This window comes from Chitinibacter sp. GC72 (assembly GCF_009760905.1).
Taxonomy (GTDB): Bacteria; Pseudomonadota; Gammaproteobacteria; order Burkholderiales; family Chitinibacteraceae; genus Chitinibacter.
Window position 1 is genome coordinate 179,857 of record NZ_VIRW01000003.1, and the last position, 19,208, is coordinate 199,064.

Annotated in this window: 20 protein-coding genes and 1 riboswitch; of the genes, 15 read left to right on the forward strand and 5 right to left on the reverse strand. The window is 55.8% G+C overall.

Annotation, left to right across the window (positions count from 1 at the left end; all coding sequences use genetic code 11):
• Positions 1-20 precede the first annotated feature (20 nt).
• The 4 genes from motB (at position 21) to FLS37_RS04255 (ending at position 3,922) form a co-directional block, all read left to right on the forward strand.
• Complete coding sequence (gene motB, locus FLS37_RS04240) at positions 21-914, forward strand: flagellar motor protein MotB (protein WP_157314691.1); 894 nt, start codon at positions 21-23, stop codon at positions 912-914.
• A gap of 27 nt (positions 915-941) precedes the next feature.
• Positions 942-1,661, forward strand: a complete 720-nt coding sequence (locus tag FLS37_RS04245) for a class I SAM-dependent methyltransferase (RefSeq protein ID WP_157314692.1) — start codon at positions 942-944, stop codon at positions 1,659-1,661.
• Positions 1,649-3,031 (forward strand): HDOD domain-containing protein, encoded by a 1,383-nt coding sequence (locus FLS37_RS04250; protein ID WP_157314693.1) that lies wholly within the window; start codon positions 1,649-1,651, stop codon positions 3,029-3,031. The genes FLS37_RS04245 and FLS37_RS04250 overlap by 13 nt, the downstream gene beginning before the upstream one ends.
• A 108-nt stretch (positions 3,032-3,139) precedes the next feature.
• Positions 3,140-3,922 (forward strand): RNA methyltransferase, encoded by a 783-nt coding sequence (locus FLS37_RS04255; RefSeq protein WP_157314694.1) that lies wholly within the window; start codon positions 3,140-3,142, stop codon positions 3,920-3,922.
• Between the two features lie 37 nt (positions 3,923-3,959).
• On the opposite strand, the gene FLS37_RS04260 is transcribed toward FLS37_RS04255, so the two are convergent.
• The 5 genes from FLS37_RS04260 to FLS37_RS04280 form a co-directional block, all read right to left on the reverse strand.
• Complete coding sequence (locus tag FLS37_RS04260) at positions 3,960-4,415, reverse strand: hypothetical protein (RefSeq protein WP_157314695.1); 456 nt, start codon at positions 4,413-4,415, stop codon at positions 3,960-3,962.
• Positions 4,416-4,421: 6 nt separating this feature from the next.
• Positions 4,422-4,904 (reverse strand): DUF4231 domain-containing protein, encoded by a 483-nt coding sequence (locus tag FLS37_RS04265; RefSeq protein ID WP_157314696.1) that lies wholly within the window; start codon positions 4,902-4,904, stop codon positions 4,422-4,424.
• 162 nt (positions 4,905-5,066) lie between these two features.
• The gene (locus FLS37_RS04270; protein WP_157314697.1) at positions 5,067-6,092 is read right to left on the reverse strand and encodes a cytochrome d ubiquinol oxidase subunit II; all 1,026 of its coding nucleotides are present in this window, start codon (positions 6,090-6,092) and stop codon (positions 5,067-5,069) included.
• Positions 6,093-6,094: 2 nt separating this feature from the next.
• Positions 6,095-7,426: a cytochrome ubiquinol oxidase subunit I gene (locus FLS37_RS04275; protein WP_157314698.1), complete on the reverse strand. Its 1,332-nt coding sequence runs from the start codon at positions 7,424-7,426 to the stop codon at positions 6,095-6,097.
• Between the two features lie 2 nt (positions 7,427-7,428).
• Positions 7,429-8,013 carry a GbsR/MarR family transcriptional regulator gene (locus FLS37_RS04280; protein WP_157314699.1) on the reverse strand — a complete coding sequence of 195 codons (585 nt, stop codon included), beginning with the start codon at positions 8,011-8,013 and terminating at the stop codon, positions 7,429-7,431.
• 176 nt (positions 8,014-8,189) lie between these two features.
• Positions 8,190-8,447, forward strand: a riboswitch (cobalamin riboswitch).
• Between the two features lie 146 nt (positions 8,448-8,593).
• On the opposite strand from FLS37_RS04280, the gene FLS37_RS04285 reads away from it, so the two are divergent.
• From FLS37_RS04285 to FLS37_RS04335, 11 genes are all read left to right on the forward strand, one after another.
• Positions 8,594-10,423 carry a TonB-dependent receptor domain-containing protein gene (locus FLS37_RS04285; RefSeq protein WP_198314478.1) on the forward strand — a complete coding sequence of 610 codons (1,830 nt, stop codon included), beginning with the start codon at positions 8,594-8,596 and terminating at the stop codon, positions 10,421-10,423.
• A gap of 3 nt (positions 10,424-10,426) precedes the next feature.
• A complete protein-coding gene (gene cbiB, locus FLS37_RS04290; RefSeq protein ID WP_157314701.1) occupies positions 10,427-11,446 on the forward strand; it encodes an adenosylcobinamide-phosphate synthase CbiB in 1,020 nt (339 codons plus the stop codon).
• A 15-nt stretch (positions 11,447-11,461) separates the two neighbouring features.
• On the forward strand, positions 11,462-12,493 hold the full coding sequence (cobD, locus tag FLS37_RS04295) for a threonine-phosphate decarboxylase CobD (RefSeq protein ID WP_157314702.1): 1,032 nt from the start codon (positions 11,462-11,464) through the stop codon (positions 12,491-12,493).
• Positions 12,494-12,510: 17 nt separating this feature from the next.
• Positions 12,511-13,308, forward strand: a complete 798-nt coding sequence (locus FLS37_RS04300; protein WP_157314703.1) for an ABC transporter substrate-binding protein — start codon at positions 12,511-12,513, stop codon at positions 13,306-13,308.
• Positions 13,305-13,907 carry a cob(I)yrinic acid a,c-diamide adenosyltransferase gene (gene cobO, locus FLS37_RS04305; RefSeq protein ID WP_157314704.1) on the forward strand — a complete coding sequence of 201 codons (603 nt, stop codon included), beginning with the start codon at positions 13,305-13,307 and terminating at the stop codon, positions 13,905-13,907. Before FLS37_RS04300 ends, cobO begins: the two co-directional genes overlap by 4 nt.
• Positions 13,908-14,165: 258 nt before the next feature.
• On the forward strand, positions 14,166-14,612 hold the full coding sequence (locus FLS37_RS04310) for a YiiD C-terminal domain-containing protein (RefSeq protein WP_157314705.1): 447 nt from the start codon (positions 14,166-14,168) through the stop codon (positions 14,610-14,612).
• Positions 14,613-14,621: 9 nt separating this feature from the next.
• Complete coding sequence (locus FLS37_RS04315) at positions 14,622-15,125, forward strand: DUF2867 domain-containing protein (RefSeq protein WP_157314706.1); 504 nt, start codon at positions 14,622-14,624, stop codon at positions 15,123-15,125.
• Complete coding sequence (locus tag FLS37_RS04320) at positions 15,126-16,433, forward strand: cobyrinate a,c-diamide synthase (protein ID WP_157314707.1); 1,308 nt, start codon at positions 15,126-15,128, stop codon at positions 16,431-16,433. It begins immediately after the preceding gene.
• On the forward strand, positions 16,430-17,296 hold the full coding sequence (locus FLS37_RS04325; RefSeq protein ID WP_157314708.1) for a cobalamin-binding protein: 867 nt from the start codon (positions 16,430-16,432) through the stop codon (positions 17,294-17,296). Before FLS37_RS04320 ends, FLS37_RS04325 begins: the two co-directional genes overlap by 4 nt.
• Positions 17,293-18,303, forward strand: a complete 1,011-nt coding sequence (locus FLS37_RS04330) for an iron ABC transporter permease (protein ID WP_157314709.1) — start codon at positions 17,293-17,295, stop codon at positions 18,301-18,303. Before FLS37_RS04325 ends, FLS37_RS04330 begins: the two co-directional genes overlap by 4 nt.
• Positions 18,300-19,067: an ABC transporter ATP-binding protein gene (locus FLS37_RS04335; protein WP_157314710.1), complete on the forward strand. Its 768-nt coding sequence runs from the start codon at positions 18,300-18,302 to the stop codon at positions 19,065-19,067. Before FLS37_RS04330 ends, FLS37_RS04335 begins: the two co-directional genes overlap by 4 nt.
• Positions 19,068-19,208: the final 141 nt, after the last annotated feature.

Genomic DNA, 19,208 nt, shown 5'->3' on the forward strand with positions numbered 1-19,208 from the left:
ACCTGCATGATGGATGAATAATGAGCGACGATTCCCAGCGCCCCATAGTTGTTAAAAAAATCAAGAAAGGTGGGCATGGTCACCATGGTGGTGCATGGAAGATTGCCTATGCCGATTTTGTAACGGCAATGATGGCCTTTTTTCTATTGATGTGGCTGCTGGGCTCGGTGTCGAAAGGCAATTTAAAAGGCGTTTCCGATTATTTTTCCAATCCGGTCAAAATTGCCAATGCAGGTGGTTCTGGCGCGGGTGAGTCCGATACGGTTATTCAGGGTGGTGGCAATGATTTGACGAAAGAGTCTGGTCAAGTCAAAAAAGGTGATCCGCCAACGCAGACAGAAGCCGCCAAAGACAAGCGACGCCTTTCGGCGCTCAAGCAGAAGTTTGAGGCCTTGATGGATAATAAAATCAAGGAAAACTCAACGCTGGCCAAATATAAAAATCAGCTCAAGCTGGATATGGTCGCTGAAGGGCTGCGAATCCAGATCGTTGATGAACAGAATCGCCCGATGTTCAAATCGGGCAGCTCCGAGCTGGAAGACTTCGCGCATGGTATTTTGCAAGAAATCGCCCAGCTGCTCAATGAAGTGCCTAACGCCGTTTCGCTCTCTGGACATACCGACAGTAGCAAGTTTGCTGGCGGAGCTGCGGGATTTACCAACTGGGAGCTATCGTCTGAGCGAGCCAATTCATCGCGGCGCGAGTTGATTCTAGGTGGGCTGGATCCGGGCAAGATATTGCGGGTCAACGGTTTTGGCGATGTCATTCCGCTTGATAAAGACAATATCTATAACCCGATTAATCGCCGAATCAGCATTGTAGTGCTCAATAAAGAAGCTGAAACCGATATACGCGAGCAGGCGGGCGAGCAAGAAGCCCAGCCTGTTGATCCTGCGCCTGCGCCAGCCGAATAAGTGCGCCAACCGAATAAGTGCAGTCCCATGTTTGCCAAGCCTGCCCGTTTGTTCTTGCTGATTCAAGCCCTTGCTGTCACCCCTTTGTTGGCGGGGCTATATTTTCAATGGCCTTTACCAATTGCAATTGGCCTGGCAGCAGTAGCTGCTTTTACGCTGGCGCGTGTTTGGCATGAGGAAGTCTGGTGGTCATGGATTCATCTGGCTTTTTTACCTGCTGTATTTCTCACCACGCAATTGCAGATTGATAGTTACTGGTTTTTGCTTGCTTTTGTTTTGACCTGGCTGATTTTTGGCCGGATTTCAGCGTCCAGAGTGCCCTTGTTTTTATCCGAGCAGCAAGCTTTGGAAGCTCTGGCGAAAACTATCAAACCCAGGCAGCGCTTTCTCGATGTAGGAGCAGGGACTGGGCGGGTGCTGGCTTATCTGGCGCAGCATAGGTCGGATTTGCAATTATCCGGCGTCGAGATGGCGTTGCTGCCCTGGCTGATGGGGCGCTGCACGCTGGATTCGCACATTGGCTGGTTGCGTGCCGATTACCAGACACTCGATTTTGCTGACTACGATTGCATTTACGCCTACCTCTCGCCTGCGGCGATGCCGGATTTATGGCGCAAAGCCAGAGCCGAAATGAAAGAAGGTGCTATTTTGATCAGCAATAGTTTTGCGATCGATGAGCAAGAACCCACACAAACCCTACCATTGCACGACTGGAAAAACGGGAAGTTACTGATATGGCAGATGTAGCCACCGGATATCAAGCCTGGCTGAACAAGCCCTTGCCGATTTTGCAGGCCTCGCGCAACCAGATCATCAATATGGTGCGCCGTGCAGACAAGATCAAGCCGGCAGAAATCGCTGAGGTGGTGTTGCAAGACCCTTTGCTGGCTGCCCAGTTGCTGCGCACGGTCAATCACCGCAATAAAACGGCATTAACCGCCGATATTGCGGCGATTGAAAGCGCTATTTTGCTCATTGGTGTTGTCCCGTTTCTGGATCGCTTTGCGAGGCATGCCACGGTGGAGAGTGTCATGCTGCCCGCGTTGCAGCAGGAATATTCGCAACTATTGAAGTGGGTTTTTCAAGCCCGGGTTCAGCGCAAGCTGGCGCATGAATTGGCCACCCAGCGCTATGACTCCAAAGTGGATGTGGTGCAGATTGCGGCCTTACTCCAGCCCTTGCAGCAGATTTTGCCCATATTGGCGCGCGCGCCAGCCATCGGGATTGCTGATGCGAGTGTTAATGTCAGCCAGCTCTTGCAGGCGTGGCAGTATCCGGTGGCGGTGACCGATTTGCTTGGCATCATGGCCGAGCCGACGCCACGCTACGCTTTGCATAAAGCATTGCTCGCCGCGGTCGAGCTGCTTGAACAGGGCTGGTGGCAGCCGCAATTACAAAGCCATTTGCAGACTATGGCGCTGATTCTGGGGCAGGAAGTCGGCGATGTCTGGCGCACCTTGACCAAATATTTACTACGCCTCACCCGGCAGCTGGGCGAGCAGGGGCCTTTTTTCAGCCCTGCGCGCTGGCTGGTGATGCAGCCTGGTGACTGGCCGGTTCCGGTGGTCAAAAAAGCAGCTTCTGCGGTGGCCGAGCCGGAAAAAGTGGAAAAAGACGTCCTGGTTGAAAGAATGCAGGCGCTGCATCTGGCTGGTATTCAGGGCGCACCAACCAATCAGGTGATGTCGCTGAGCATCAAGGCCATTGCCGACGGGCTGGGCATGCAGCGTATTGTCTTCGCCCTGTTTATGGCCGGTGAAAATACCTTGCGCTCACGCTATGTGCAAGGCAGCGATACCGATGCGCTGCGCAAGATGGTGATTTCGCTGCAGGAGATGCACCTCTTTACCCGCTTGCTGCAAAAGCCCAGCAGCATCTGGCTTAACGCAGGTAATGCCGCGCAATACCGGCCACTCTTACCCAGCGAGTTTCGCGAGCAGGTATTGGCCGACGGTTTTTGCGCGATGTCGATTTTTGTCGCCGACAAGCCGCTGGGCATTCTGTACGCCGATCCGGGCAGCACAGGCCAGGTGTCCGACTATCAATATCAGCATTTCAAGCAAATCAGCACCCTCACCAGCCGCGCTTTGGCGCATAATGCCCGCCATCATAAATAAGCCTGCCCGGCTCCAGGTTCGTACGTCGTGCCAACGCACTTTCAACACTGAGCGCAGGAGCAATTGGGGTAGGTTTTTTGCACATCGGTTTACCGCACATCGGGCATTATGGAAACAATCACTTCTTTGCAAAATCCTCAATACAAGCTCGCGCTGAAACTCAGCCAGTCTCGGCGCGAGCGCAGCAAATCCGGGCTGACCCTGCTCGATGGCGCGCATTTACTAGCGGCCTGGCTTGACGCCGGGCAGGCCCTGCAAACGGTGTTTGTGACTGCTGCTGGCGCGCAAAAGCCAGAAATCGCCACGCTGCTAGCGCGCTGTGAGTCTCAAGGCATGAAATGTCTTATGCTGGCCGATGCGCTGTTTGAATCATTAAGCGAATTGCCCAGCCACAGCGGCATTCTGGCGCTGGTGGCCATTCCCGCGCCGCAAGTGCCACGGCACGATGGCCTGTGCCTCTTGCTCGACGGGGTGCAGGACCCCGGCAATGTCGGTGCCATTTTGCGTACTGCCCATGCCGCAGGCGTCGATCAGGTGTGGTTATCGGCCGCTTGCGCCGACATCTGGTCGCCCAAGGTTCTGCGCGCGGGCATGGGGGCGCAGGTGGTTTTGCCCTGCATTGAAAACGTCGATTTGCCCGCGCTGGCGCAGCAATTTTGCGGCAAGATTGCGGCCAGTCTGCTCGATGAGGCGGCGCAGGATTTATACGTAAGCGATTTGCGGGGTGATCTGGCTCTGGTGATGGGCTCGGAAGGCCTCGGGGTTTCAGCACAGATGGCACAACTGGCCGACACCAAAATCCTGATTCCGATGCAGGCGGGGATCGAATCGCTCAATGTGGGCCACGCCGCAGCGATCTGTCTTTATGAAATTGTTCGCCAACGGCGCTAATATTGTAGTGGTGGGGTATATGCTTGCAGGATAATCATTAATTGCGCTCTGTGGCAATACTTTGCTGGGTATCGTGCAGCGATGGGTTGGCAAGCGTCTTCATATTGCTGCGAGCATGGCGCTCGCCAAACAGCCGCACGCAGGCATACACCCAATAGGCCAGCAGCACATTCATTCCGTCAGCCCGGCACGCCTGCAGTAGCAATTGATCGGCAGAGCGGCGAAAGCGCTGGCGATCCAGGTGGCCCTCGCGCATCAGCTGATACAGCGCGTCGTGTAGTAATGAAGCCCGCATAATGCTGGGTAGGTCGGGCATAGGCCCGCTCGCCCCGTCCCAGGCGTAGCGCTCGGCCAGACGCAGTCTGCCATCGCGACTAAGGCTAATAAAAGGCGATTCAACCGGCTGCGGCAACTGCCAGCCAAGCTCAAATTCGCAAGACTTCGCCAGGGTGTAGCGATAGTGGCGGCGCGGCTGGTAATAAATCGCGGTCATTCTGAATTACGCTGCATTGCGTTCGGCAATCGCTTCATGCCAGTAGTTGATATTGCTCTCGGTAATGGCCTGATAATCATTGATTAGGCTTTGCAATGCGTCCTCTTCAATGCGCTGTAGATCAGCCGACAGATACACCAGCCGATCATGCAATCCCTTGAGCCGCAAGTGAATCGCATTATTGCGCATCCAATATTCTTCAATATTCAAAAAGCTGGCAATCCCGCCCAGCAAAGTCATGATCGCGCCCAGTACTAGCGCAATATTTTTGGCATACGGCAGCAAAACGGCCACATCCAGCCCCAGCACCACCGTGGATGCTGCCGCCAGTGCCAGCATGGAAAACTTCAGCACATAGGTCGTGCGCTTAAGACGCCGGCTTTTTCGCTCCGAATAACTCTGGTGCTTGAGTATTTTCGACAATAAAAATCGCACCCGCATATCGGGGTGCTGTTGCTGAATATTCAGAGTAATGTCGCGATCCATCATCGTTCAGATATATGGGAAAACCGCATCATACCAGCCTGCTAGGGGTGAGGATGGTTACGCGCTGATGTCGTCTTATGTGCGCAACTTGTCAGAAACTGTGGGGCGCCTAGCACTGCATTGGCGCCGCGAATCAGCCGCCCTTGCAGTGCGTGTTGTTGGTCGTTACTGGTAACTTAACTCGCCCGCCTTACCCCAGAACACCCGGTACGAATAAATCGTGTAGCCGATGATGGTGGGGAGTACCAGTGCTGCGCCGAAGAACATAATCAGCAGTGCCTCGGTGCTGCTGGCGGCTTGCCAGATGGTGAGCTGGTCAATCACCAGATGTGGGAAGATGCTGTACACCAAGCCAAAGAACGACAGCAGCACAATCCCTACCGTGGCGGCGAAGGGAATCCAGCAGAAATTATCATTGCCATTGCGCTGACGTTGCGCAAGTTTGGGTAGCGAATAGGCGATCACGCCAAATAGCGCGGCGCTCATGATCGGCACGGGCGCGAGCAGGAAAACATTGGGCAGCGAAAACCACAAATCAAATACGCGTGGGCTGACCCAAGGCGTTGCAATGGACACCAGCACCGCCGCCAAAGCGGCAAACCACACGCTGCGTTGCGCCCATACGACTGCGCGTTGTTGCAATGCGCCGGTCGATTTCATGATCAGCCAGCTCGCGCCAATCAGCGCGTACGCAGCGGCCAGACTCGCGCCGACCAAGAGCGCAAAGCCCCACGCGCCCCAGCCGGGGGCAAAGCCGGTGAGATAACGCCCCAGCATCACGCCTTGGGAAACCGTGGCCAGCAGCGAGCCGACGAAGAACAGTCGATTCCACAGTGGTTGATGATGCGCTTGCGCTTTAACGCGAAAATCAAACGCCACACCGCGCAAAATCAGCCCGAGCAGCATCAGCGCCACCGGCAGATACAGCGCCGTGAGAATCACGCCATGCGCCAGCGGAAAAGCCACCAGCAGCAGGCCCACGCCGAGCACCAGCCAGGTTTCATTGGCATCCCAGAAGGGGCCAATGGCGGCAATCATTTTGTCTTTCTCGTGGGTATTGCTCTCAAGCTCAAGCAGAATGCCTACGCCAAGGTCATACCCATCGAGAATGACATAGGCGAACATCGAAATCACCATCAATGCGGCAAAAATCACGGGTAGCCAGTGGGCCAGATCAATCGTTGTCAGCATGATTAGTGCTCCCCAGCTGGCTGACCAGCTTTTTTGGCTAGATAAAAGACGACCGAGATATAGGACGCCAGCAAGAACACATACAGCGCCAGATACATCAGCAAGGTGCTCAGCACCATGCCGCTAGGCACACTGGAAATCGCATCGGCGGTTTTCAGTACACCTTGCACCAGCCACGGCTGGCGGCCAATTTCGGTGACGTACCAGCCTGCCACGGTGGCAATCCAGCCGCTAAAGGTCATGCCGATCAGCAGCTTGCTCACCAGCGGCTGTGGTTCGCCATTGCGACGTATCTGCCACGCGGCCAGCCAGCTCGCCAGTAGCATCAACATACCCACCCCCACCATCACGCGGAAAGCCCAGAATACTTTGGCAACGGGAGGGTGCTCGGCAAACTCGTTCAGGCCTTTGATTTCACCGTCCAGCTCATGAGTCAGAATCAGGCTGGCCACTTTGGGAATGCCGATGGCGTAATCATTGCTGCGTGTTTCGCTATTGGGCAGCGCAAACAGCAGCAGCGGCGCGCCACGTTCGGTGTGCCACACGCCTTCAATGGCCGCCAGTTTGGCCGGCTGATGCTGCATGGTGTTCAGACCATGCATATCGCCAACTAAGATTTGCAGCGGAATCAGCGCCGCAGCCAGAAAAACACCGGTTTTCAGCGCCGCCTGCACGGCGGCCTGGCGCTGGCCTTTGAGCCATTGAAATGCCGACACACCGGCAATCAGAAACGCCACGGTCAGGCCAGAGGCGAGCAGCATATGCGTGAGGCGATACGGCATCGACGGGTTGAAAATCACCGCCAGCCAGCTGGTAACATGTGCCTGGCCATTGATCATTTCAAAGCCGGTTGGCGTTTGCATCCAGGAGTTGAGCACAATAATCCAGAATGCCGACAGCGTCGTGCCGCCCGCTACCAGCACCGTAGCCAATGTATGCATCCGGTTGCTCACCTTTTTCTGGCCGAACAACATAATGCCCAGGAAAGTGGCCTCAAGGAAAAACGCGGTCAGCACTTCATAGGCCAACAGTGGCCCGGCAATATTGCCCACCGTTTTCATATAGCCGGGCCAGTTGGTGCCAAACTGAAAACTCATCGTGATGCCGCTGACCACGCCCAGCGCAAAGGTCAGCGCAAAGATTTTCACCCAGAAGCCATATGCCGCCAGCCATTTTTCGTCACCCGTGGCGTTAAAGCGCAGCTTGAAAAACAGCAGCACCCAACCCATGGCAATGCTGATGGTCGGGAATAAAATATGGAAGGTGATATTGGCGGCAAACTGGATGCGCGCCAGCACCACAGGATCAAGTAGGGTTAAAGCATCGGGCGACATGATTAGTCCTTGCTCTCTGGGCTGTTACTGGAATCGGTGCCGCCCAGAAAAGCGGGCAGCTTTTGCTTGAGTTCGAGAAATTTCTGCACCTGCGCGCCCAGCTTCATCAGCTTTTGCAGGGTTTCGACGTCCAGGCGCTGAATATCGCTAAACCAGCTGGTGGTCAAATCGATCAGATCGTGCATTTGCGCCATTCGCGCTTGCGCGTGTTTGTCGGCGTCGTTGCTTGGCGTTTCCAGCAATGCGCCGCGCAACATGGTCAGCGTGGGGTCGACTTCACGCTTTTTGCGCTCTTCGGCCAGCGTTTGAAAAATCACCCACACATCGTCGGGCGTTGAATAGTATTCGCGCCGATCACCCGGCAGGTGCTGCAGTTTCACCAGCCGCCACGACACCAGTTCTTTAAGTCCCATCGAAATATTCGAGCGCGAAAAGCCCAGCGCCTCGGCCATTTCGTCGGCGTTCAGCGGCTTTTCGCTGACAAATAGCAGCGCATACATCTGGCCGACGGTGCGGTTAATGCCCCAATGGCTGCCCATTTCGCCAAAGTGCAGCACAAAAGATTGAATGAGTGGTGTGAGGTTCATGTAGATTTTGAATTTACAGTAATTTGTGAAATTTGATATGGATCATATTCTTACTGCTCATTGCCCGCAATGGGCGGCGCTGATTGTATTTGGCTATGTGCTCGATAGAGAAAATCTAAATCGCTGCCGGTGCGCCATGTCATATTCAAGACAGGTATCGGCGCAGGCTTTGGGCTACAATGCGCGCCAGCAATGGTGAGGTGGGCGAAAGCATGACTTTCGGCACCTTTAAACGGGAAACAGGTGAAAAGCCTGTACTGCCCCTGCAACGGTAAATCAGTCAAGATCATTCCTGCGTGTATCAGGCGCAGCCACTGTTTCGGCCTGTTCAAGGCGATGAAATGGGAAGGCGAATGATTGTCCATTCAGTTGGCGCAATGCGCTGCTGTGGCCACTGATCAGTCCGGATACCGGCCTTGCTCGTCAGCGTGCCTGCCTATGGGTGCGTGGCGGATTCCTGCGGCAGGGTGACCGTGGCGACAGATCCGGTGGCCGCGCGGCCTGCCTGCTGTTTCCTTTTTCCGAGTCTCCTGCCGTTTTATTGATGCAATACACTGAGGGTGTATTGCCGGAGGCTCTAATGAATACGCGTTTTTCCAAGCTATACCTAGTATGTTTGTCGGCTCTTTCGGCCATGGCGCACGCTGAAATCACCCAGCTCGACGAAATTGTCGTCACCGCAGCCCGCATTGCGCAGCCCGCCCGTGAAGTGGTGGGCGATGTGACAGTGATCGAGCGCGCGCAGATTGAAACCCAAGCCAGCGCCAGCCTGCCCGAATTGCTGGCCAGACAGCCCGGTTTGCAAATGATGAGCAACGGCGGCGCGGGCAAAAATATGGCCGTGTTTATCCGCGGTGCCAATTCCAGTCAGACCGTGGTGCTGATCGACGGCGTGCGCTATGGCTCGGCCACCTCGGGCGGCGCTGCACTACAGCATATTCCGCTGGCACAAGTGGACCGGATCGAGATTCTGCGTGGTCCGGCAGCCAGCTTGTATGGCGCAGATGCCATCGGCGGCGTGATCCAGATTTTCACCAAGCGCGGCGGCAAAGGTTTTACGCCCAGTATGGCCGTGGGCTATGGCACGCAAAACAGCGTTGAAGCCAGCGCCAGCTTCTCTGGTGGTAACGAGCAAACGCGTTACGCCATTGGCGTAGCACACAGCAAGACCGATGGCGGCAGCGCGCTGGTCTTGCCCAAATACCAGAAATTCAACGCCGACGACGACGGCTATGAAAACAACAGCCTGTCATTGAGCGCCAGCCATCAGCTCAATGCTGCCAACGCTTTCGGTGCCAACCTGCTGTACGCCAAAGTGGCCAATCAGTACGACAATACGTCAACCAGCAAATACTACGATTACCGCGATCATGGCACCAATCTGGCCGCCAGCGTCTGGAGCGAGCATCAGCTGACTGATGCCTGGCAGAGCAAATTGCTGGCTGGCACCAGCATTGACGATAGCTACAGCTATCAGCCGCCTAGCGCCTGGGCCAAGGAAGAAAGCCGCTTTAAAACACGGCAAACCCAACTTTCATGGCAAAACAATCTGCAGGCTGGCCCCGGCGTGCTGACGCTGGCGCTGGAAACGCTGGCGCAAAATGTGGCGGGCACTACCAAATACGACGTGACGCAGCGACGCATCAATAGTGTGCTCGGTGGCTATCTGGCCAATCTGGGCGCGGTTACACTGCAAGCCAATGTGCGCAGCGATGACAATTCGCAATTCGGTCGTCAGACCACCGGCACGCTGGGCGCGTCCTGGCAGGTGAATCACGGCCTGCAGCTGGGCGGCAGCTATGGCACGGGCTATCAGGCGCCGACCTTCAATCAGCTGTACTACCCAGGCTGGAGTAATCCGCATCTGAAGCCGCAGGAATCAGCTGGCGGCGAATTGTTTGCCCGTTATCAGACCAGCAGCCTGCAACTGGGCGCAACGGTGTATCGCAATCAGGTGAAAAACTTCATCCTGAATCAGCAAAATCACATTGCCAATGTGGATAAGGTCAAACTTTCCGGCCTGACGCTGACGGCAGATTGGGCCAGCGATGGTTTCGAGGCGGGCTTGAGCTTTGATTATCTGGATGCGCTGGATCAGAAAGCCGATCGCCAGCTTGAGCTGCGCGCGCGCCAGAGTGGCCTGATTTACGCGGGCTTTAGCCAGTCGGCGTGGCGGGTGCGTACCGAGGTTCAGCTGCAAGGCCAGCGTTATGACGATGTGTATGGCGTGGGCCGCGTGACGTTGGGCGGCTATGCCTTGACCCATCTGCTGGCCGAATACCAGCTCAGCAAGGACTGGACGCTTGCTGCGCGGGTCAACAATGTCTTTGATAAAACGTACACGCAGGTGTACGACTACGGCACTTTGGGCGTGAATGGCATGCTCAATGTACGCTGGTCGCCCAAGTAAGCGATGTTGCTGTGCTCGCCACTGATACTACTGCTGGCGCTGGCCTTCGGGCTGGCGCTGGAGTGGTGCGTCGGCGAGCCGCGCCGTTTTCACCCGCTGGTGGGGTTTGGCCGGTGGGCGAAATGGCTGGAGCAGCGCCTTAACCCTCCTTGGCGATACAATACATCCATGGGTATTGCCATGGGGTTTTTGTCTGTGCTGCTCTTGCTGGCAATACCCTGTGGTATTTATTGGGTTATTCACACTCTGTACCTGCAGTATATTCAGCCGCATTTACTCGGCAGCGAGGCCGCTATCTTAAGCGCTACCTTGAACGCCAATTTAATCGGCCTTGTGCTGCTCAATGGCGGGGCGCTGTGGTTTGCGCTGGGGGCCAATAGCCTGCTCGCACATGTGCGTGCAATTGCGACGCCACTCCTGGCCAACGATCTACCCGCTGCGCGCCTGGCGCTGAGCATGATAGTGAGCCGCGATTGCAGCCAGCTTAATGAAACCGAGATCGCCAAGGGCGCGATCGAATCCAATCTGGAAAACGGCGCTGACGCGATTTTCTCAACCTTGTTCTGGTTTATGCTGCTCGGCGGGATGGGCGCGATTGTGCATCGGCTGGCTAATACGCTGGATGCCATGTGGGGTTATCGCACGCCGCGTTTGAATTGTTTTGGTCGCTGCGCCGCGCGGCTTGATGATGTGCTCAATTTTATTCCGGCGCGCCTAACCGCCTTGTCCTACACCGTGCTCGGCCAGACTCGTACTGCATGGCAATGCTGGCGCAGCCAGGCTCCCCGCTGGGATAGCCCGAATGCCGGGCCGGTGATGGCAGCGGGGGCGGGCGCCTTGGGCATTATGCTGGGTGGCAATGCGATTTACCACGGGCAGATCGAGCAGCGCACCGATTTGGGTGCCGGGCCTGTACCGCAAGCAGCCGATATTGCCCGCAGCATCGTACTGGTGCAAAAAACGCTGGCTTTGTGGCTGCTATCTTGCGTAGTCTTGCTGCTCATCGCCCATGCGATCAGCTGATGGAAAGGGAAATTCATGCATAGCGCACCACGACACGGCGGCAATTTACGCACTTTGATGGCCAATTTTGGCGGCACACTGGCCGATTGGATCGATTGCTCAACCGGCATTGCGCCGTATAGCTACCCGCTGCCCAATCTGCCGGTCAACGTCGTCCAGCGTCTGCCACACCCCACTGCCGAGTTTGAACAAGTTGTTGCCCACTATTACGGTAGTCGCGTATTTTTGCCCGTCGCCGGCTCGCAAGCCGCGATTGCAGCACTGCCGACGTTGCGCAGCGCAGGTAAAGTTGGCGTGTTGCGCGCCTCGTACGCCGAACATTCGTGGCGCTGGCAATTGGCTGGTCACACGGTGGTGTCGCTCAATCCAAACGAAGTCGAATACGCCGCCCAGCATTTGGATGTGCTGGTGTTGGTGAATCCAAATAATCCCGATGGGCTGATTTGGTCACGCGAGACCCTATTGGCCTTACACCAAACCTTGGCCGCGCGTGGGGGCTGGTTGATTGTTGACGAAGCATTTATCGATGCGATTGATGGCGACTGTGATGGCGTGGGCGCGCAGAGTTTATGCGCGGATGCTGAGCGAGAAGGGCTGATTGTGCTGCGCTCGGTGGGCAAATTTTTTGGCCTGGCCGGTGTACGGCTGGGCTTTGTCTTTGCCCACGCGGCACTGCGTGAACGACTCGTGCAGCAAATCGGGCCGTGGAATGTCAGCGGCCCCGCGCTATGGGCCGGGCAATTGGCCTTGGCTGATCACAGCTGGCAGGCGGCGCAGCGCGCTCGTTTGGCCGCCGATGCCGCATGGCTGGCCGCTTTGCTCACTGAGGTCGGCTTGCCGCCAAGCGGTAGCCATCCGCTAATGCAGTTTTGCCCGGTGCAAGCGATTGATCAGTGGGGGTATGCACTGGCAAGCAACAGAATATATGCCCGCCCATTTAATACCCTGGATATTGGTCTGGATGCAATCCGCTTTGGCGCGCTTGCAGTTGAGCAACGCGCGACGTTTGCACAGCGCCTGCGCCTCGCAGCCAGCCAAGTCGTCTAAATCACAAGGAAGTATCAATGAAAGGCCCGCAACGCATTGCCTGTTTGAGTAGTGAAACCGTCGAAGTGCTGTACGCACTTGGTCAGCAGCATCGCATCGCTGGCATTACCGCTTTTGCGCGCCATCCGGCAGGCGTCACCAAAAATCACCCGATTATTTGCGGCTTTTCGAGTGCCAAAGCCGAGAAAATCTTCGCCGTTCAGCCCGATCTGATTCTGGCGTATTCCAGCTTGCAAGGTGAAATGGTCAAAGAGTGCATTCTGGCCGGTTTTGAAGTGCATTTTTTCAATCAGAAATCCATCGCGGGCATTTTCAATATGATCAGCACGCTGGGCCTGCTTCTCGATTGCAGCGAACGAGCTGAAACATTGATCGCCCAGCTGCAAAGCCAGCTTGACAATGCCCGCTTTGTCGCCGCGACCTTTACGCACCGCCCCAAAGTGTATTTCGAAGAATGGCACACGCCGCTGTACACCGGTATTCGTTGGGTATCCGAGCTGATCGAGATTGCTGGCGGTGTTGATGTCTTTACCGATGTCTCGCACGCGGTGCGCGCGGCAGATCGCACTGTGACGCCTGAGCAGGTGATTGCCGCCGCGCCCGAGCTGATTTTGGGTAGCTGGTGCGGGCAAAAGTTTGACACGCAAGCGGTGCAGCAGCGGGCAGGCTGGCAAGCTATTCCTGCCATCGCACAGCACCAAGTATTTGAAATCGCCAGCGAAGATCTGCTGGTACCCGGCATTACCGCGATTACGCGCGGTTTGCCCTTGATCCAGTCATTTATTCAATCATATAACCGGAATATAACGCCATGAGCCAAGAAACCACCCGCAACGAACGCCACGCCGCGCGCATGGCGCGTAAAAAAGCCATTATCGACGCCCACATCGCCGAGGCGAATATCGACACCGGCATCATGATTTTGCTCACCGGTAACGGCAAAGGTAAATCATCGTCGGCCTTTGGTATGGTCGCGCGCAGCATCGGCCATGGCATGAAAGTAGGCGTGGTGCAATTTATTAAAAACCGCACCGACACCGGCGAAGAAGCGCTGCTCGGTAAACATTGCGACTGGCATGTGATGGGCGATGGTTTTACGTGGGAAACGCAAAACTTCGAATCTGATAAAGCCAAGTCAGAACAAGCCTGGGCGCTGGCCGCCAAAATGCTGAACGATCCAAGCTACGACGTGGTCGTGCTCGACGAGCTTACCTATTGCCTATCGTACGGCTATTTGGATAAAGCCACCGTGATTCGCGACATTGAATCTCGTCCCGAAATGCAACACGTCGTCGTCACCGGCCGCGCGGCAGTGCCAGAATTGCGCGAGATTGCCGACACGATTACCGAATTGAACGATGAAAAACATGCGTACAAGGCCGGTATTCGCGCACAAAAAGGCTTGGAATGGTGAGAATACACTTCAATACGAAATGCGCTGGTTGATTTGGGGCTTCATCTCCCGTGTAGCGAAAACCGCAGCAAGGAGAGAGACAAACAGTTTCATCGTTTGGCTCACGACGCGGCAAGGGCAGCGCGGAGCGCTTTTCGCCCGGGTCGCCGCTCAATGCTTCCTTTCTTTGGCGAAGCAAAGAAAGGAAGTCCCCGTCGCGGATTGCGACTGAAAATAGCCGTGCCGAAGGCACTAAAAATTGCTGGGTAATTAAATCGAATGAGCGAATTAGCACAGCTACTGGAAAAAACACTGCACGAAGAAATCCCGCTAACGCGCGAAATAGGTATCACAGTCATCACCGCCAACCCGAAACTCATCGAGCTAGCCGCTCCGCTCGCGCCAAACATCAACCATAAATGCACGGCATTCGGTGGCAGCTTGTACGCGGTGGCAGTGTTGGCGGGTTGGAGTATGGTGTTTGCGCGGCTACACGCAGCAGGTCTGCACGCGCATATCGTGATTCAGGATGCACAGATTGAATACCTGCTGCCAGTGGTTGAAACGATCAACGCGCGCTGCGAATTGCCTAGCGATGCCGATTTTGACCGCTGCCTAAAGCTATTTAATCGCAAAGGGCGCGGGCGGATTGCGCTCGACGTGCAGATCGTCACGCAGCAGGGCGTGGCGGTGAAGTTTCGTGGTCAGTATGTGATTCATAACTAGGAGTGTGTGATGCCAGAGCAAGCTTTACCGCAAGATAGTGCCATCAGTGCAACTTACCATAACGCCGACTTTGCCGATTCGCATTGGGTGGCAGTTGATCCTTTGCCCGAATCGGCCTTGGCGGCCTTTGTGCAAATGGTGCAGCAAACGCCAGCTTGGGTGAACGCGATGATGAGTTTGCGCAATCGCATCGTGAAGTTGCTAGGGCTGAAGGATTTAGGCACTTTGGGAGATCTGGAGCAGCAAAAACCACTCGCTGAGTATCGGGTTGGCGAGCGGCTCGGGATTTTTACGATTGTTTCGATTGCGCAGAACGAGCTGGTGCTGAGCGATGTCGACAAGCATCTACGCGTGCAGCTGGCTGTACAACGCATCGCCACCTCAGAGCGGCGCGCAATAGCCATCACAACAGTTGTTCATCAACACAATTGGCTAGGGCGGGTGTATATGCTGTTCGTTGGCCCGATGCATAAACTGATTGCGCCAGCCACGCTGGCTAAACTTGGACAATAAATGTCGCAACAAAATCAAAGTAGCGCCCATATTCTGCTGATCGCCGCGCCCTCATCCGGCTCGGGCAAAACCACCATTACCGCAGGCTTGGCATGGCTGTATCGCCGCCAAGGCAAGCGCGTTAAAGTGTTTAAATGCGGGCCGGATTTTCTCGACCCGCTATTGCTCGGTTTTGCTAGCGGCTCGCCGGTCGATAATCTGGATTTATGGTTAGTCGGAGAAGACCTGTGCCGTCAGATGCTCGCCGAAGCTGCGCGCGATTTCGATGTGGTGTTGATCGAATCGGTGATGGGCCTGTTTGATGGCGAGCCGAGTACGGCGGATTTGGCGGTGAAATTTGGCTTGCCGGTACTGGCGGTGATCGACGCGGGCGCGATGGCGCAAACTTTTGGCGCACTGGCGTTTGGCTTGGCGAATTACCGCGCCGATTTGCCATTTTATGGGGTGCTGGCCAATAAAGTGGCGGGCGAGCGCCATGCGCAGATGCTCAAAGAGTCGGCCAAGTCTGAACACTGGATGGGTTGGGTTGGTAAAGTAGAACCTTTGCCAGAACGTCATTTAGGCTTGGCGCTGCCCGAAGAAATTCCCGATCTCGCCGCCAAGCTTGATGCGATTGCCGACGCGTTAGCAAATCAACCCATCGCTCAATTAGCCAATCCGATTGAAATGGCTGCGCCTGTAGCGACAGAAATTAAGCCCTTATTGGCAGGTAAGCGCATCGCCATCGCGCGCGACGCGGCGTTTTGCTTTATTTATCCAGCCAATTTGCGTTGCTTGGAAATGCTGGGTGCAGAATTAAAATTCTTCTCACCAATCGCGCACGAAGCCTTGCCCGAGTGCGATGCGATTTACTTGCCCGGCGGCTACCCTGAATTGCATGCCGATACCTTGGTCGCGCATCCAACAATTCGCGCCGATTTAACCGCGCATTTGGCGGACAAGAAGCCAATCTGGGCTGAATGCGGCGGCATGTTGGCGCTGTGCGAGTCGCTGACTTTGCTCGACGGCAGTGTTAAAGCGATGTGGGGCTTGCTGCCTGCGCAGGCGACGATGCAGCAACGCTTGGCGGCTTTAGGCTCGCAAAGTTTTAATCTGACCGCAGACGCGGCTGGTGAAATTCGCGGCCACACTTTTCATTATTCAACCTTAAGTACAGAAATCACCCCTGTGGGGTATGGCTCGCCATGTCGCTTAGGGTCTAATGGTGAGGCACTATACGAGCATGGGTATATACGGGCATCGTATATTCACGCGTGGTTGATGAGTAATCCGGCGGCCAGCGCTGCCTTGTTTGGAGTTGCAGTATGAAGTTTGCAATTGCGGCGTGCGTTTTGCTCGCCAGCGTGACGGCGAATGCCGCGATCACCGTCAAAGACGACGTCGGCAACACGATCACTTTGGCCCAACCAGCCAAGCGCATTATCAGCTTGGCGCCGCATGTGACGGAAGACTTGTTCGCCATCGGCGCGGGCAAGCTGATTGTGGGCGCGGTGAACTACAGCGATTACCCGCCTGAAGCCAATCAAATCGAGCGCATCGGCGGCTACAACGGTTTTGATCTGGAGCGCATCCGCGCGCTGAAACCTGATTTGATTATCGGCTGGGCGACCGGCAACCCGCAGCGTCAGCTCGACCAAATCAAGGCGCTGGGTTTTCCGGTGTTTTTAACTTTTTCGAAAAAAATGGCCGACGTGCCCACGGTGCTCGAGCGCATGGGTGAAATGACGGCGCTGCAAGCGGGCGCGGGCAAAGCGGCCAAGCAATACCGCGATCAGCTCTCGGTGCTGGAGAAAACCTACGCCGGCCGCAAACCGGTGCGCGTGTTTTATCAGATTTGGGATAGGCCGCTGATGACGATTAATAACACGCAGATTATTTCCGATGTGATGCGCATCTGTGGCGGTGTGAATGTGTTTGGCACGCAAAGCGATTTAACGCCCAAAGTTGACGTGGAAGCGGTGCTGGCGGCCAACCCCGATGTCATCATGACTAGCGGCGAGCCGGGTGTTAAAACCGATTGGCTAGCGGGCTGGAAAAAATGGAAAAACCTGAAAGCCACGCAAAATAATCAGTTTTATATCTTGCCTAAAGACAGCGTGAATCGCATGGGGCCGCGCCTGGTTGAAGGCGGCAAGGCGATGTGCGAAGCACTGGAGAAGGCGCGTCGATGAGCGTTGTGATTCCCGCAGCGCTTGGCACCGCCCGTTTAATCCCGAGCAAAGTCGCTGCCACCATGGGTCTGCTTGCACTACTACTGCTGCTCGCAGTGACCGCCAGCCTGTGTTTTGGCTCGACCAATTATCGTCCGTGGCAATTGTGGGGGGGGGCGGATGAAGCGGCGCTGGCGCGCGATGTGGTGCTAGAGCTACGCCTGCCACGCACGTTGGCGGCGATTGCCGTCGGCGGCTTGCTCGCGCTGGCGGGTACCTTGCAACAAGTGCTGCTGCGCAACCCCTTGGCCGATCCCTACATCCTGGGTACTTCCGGCGGCGCCAGTGTGGGTGCGCTATTGGCGCTATTACTGGGGGTGGGTACTTTGGGCGTTAATCTGGCGGCGGGCAGTGGTGCGCTGATCAGTATCATCATTGTGTTTCTGCTCGCAGGTAGCGACCATTCCTCCACGCAAACGCGATTGTTGCTAACCGGCGTGGCGCTGGCGGCGTTTTGCGGCGCGCTGTCGTCTTTGCTGCTGAGCATGGCGCCCGATGGTTTGCTGCGTGGCATGATTTTCTGGTTGATGGGCGATCTGGCTGGCGCGCACTGGCAAAGCGCCTTAGCGCTGCTGGCGATATTGCTGGTGCTGCTGTGGCCCTTGGCGCGTGAGCTAAACATCATGGGTATGGGTTCAGAGGCCGCATATTCATTAGGCTTAAACCATAATACCCTGCGCTGGATTTTATATTTCGCCGCTGCGCTGGCGTGTGCGCTGGCGGTGACCACCGCAGGAATGATCGGTTTTGTCGGCCTCATTGTGCCGCACGCATTGCGGCTGATCATCGGGCAGGATTTGCGTCTGCTACTACCGGCGGCTGCGCTGGCGGGTGGCATTGTGCTGCTGCTGGCCGATATCTTGGCGCGCACGCTGATTGCGCCACAGCAATTGCCAGTCGGCGTCGTGATGGCCTTGCTTGGTGTGCCGGTGTTTTTGTATTTGCTATCACACCGAGGCCGACGATGAGTTTATTGCAAGTCAAAAACCTCAGTCTCAAACAAGGCGAGCGGCTGTTGATCGACGATTTAAGCTTACAGATCGGCGCGGGCGAAGCGTGGATCGTGCTCGGTGAAAACGGCTGCGGCAAAAGTACGCTGCTCTCGGCCTTGGCGGGTTGGTTTAAGCCGCTGCACGGGCAAATTTTACTCAATGGTCAGTCTTTACCTGAAGTGGCACCCGCTCAGCGCGCCAAATCTGTGGCATGGCAAACGCAGCACGACGAATGCCCGTTTCCACTGACGGTGCTGGAAAAAACGCTCACCGGCCGCCACCCGCATTTATCGCGCTGGGAATGGGAGGGCGAGCATGATTTGGCGCTTGCACTGGCGCAATTGGCACGGCTGGATTTACGCGGTTTTGACAAACGCGATTTGGCCAGCCTGTCGGGTGGCGAGCGCCGTCGGGTCGCTTTGGCTACCGCGCTGACGCAACAAGCGCCGTTGCTGTTGCTGGATGAACCCTTGTCGCAGCTTGATTTGCGCCATCAGCAACAAGCCTTGCAAGTGCTGCGCACTGAACGGGCGGCAGGGCGCAGTATTGTGATGGTCAGCCACGACCCGAACCACGCAGCCCAATTTGCCACGCACGCCTTGCTGTTGTTTGGTAACGGGGAATGGCAAGCAGGGGTATTGAATGAAGTGCTAAATACAGATTGTCTTAGCAAGCTATACCATCATCCTGTATCGGTGATTGAGCAGGGGGGGATGTGTTGGTTTGTTCCTATGCACTGAAACTGTAAATGCACTCAGTGCCGGGTATTTGTCAGGGTGTGGCATATTTACTGTGCAAGTGCAGCATGTATTGATAAGATGAATTTCAACTTGCATGTCGCATCGCTGACATGGGTCTGAGATTTTCCATTCTTTCCAATC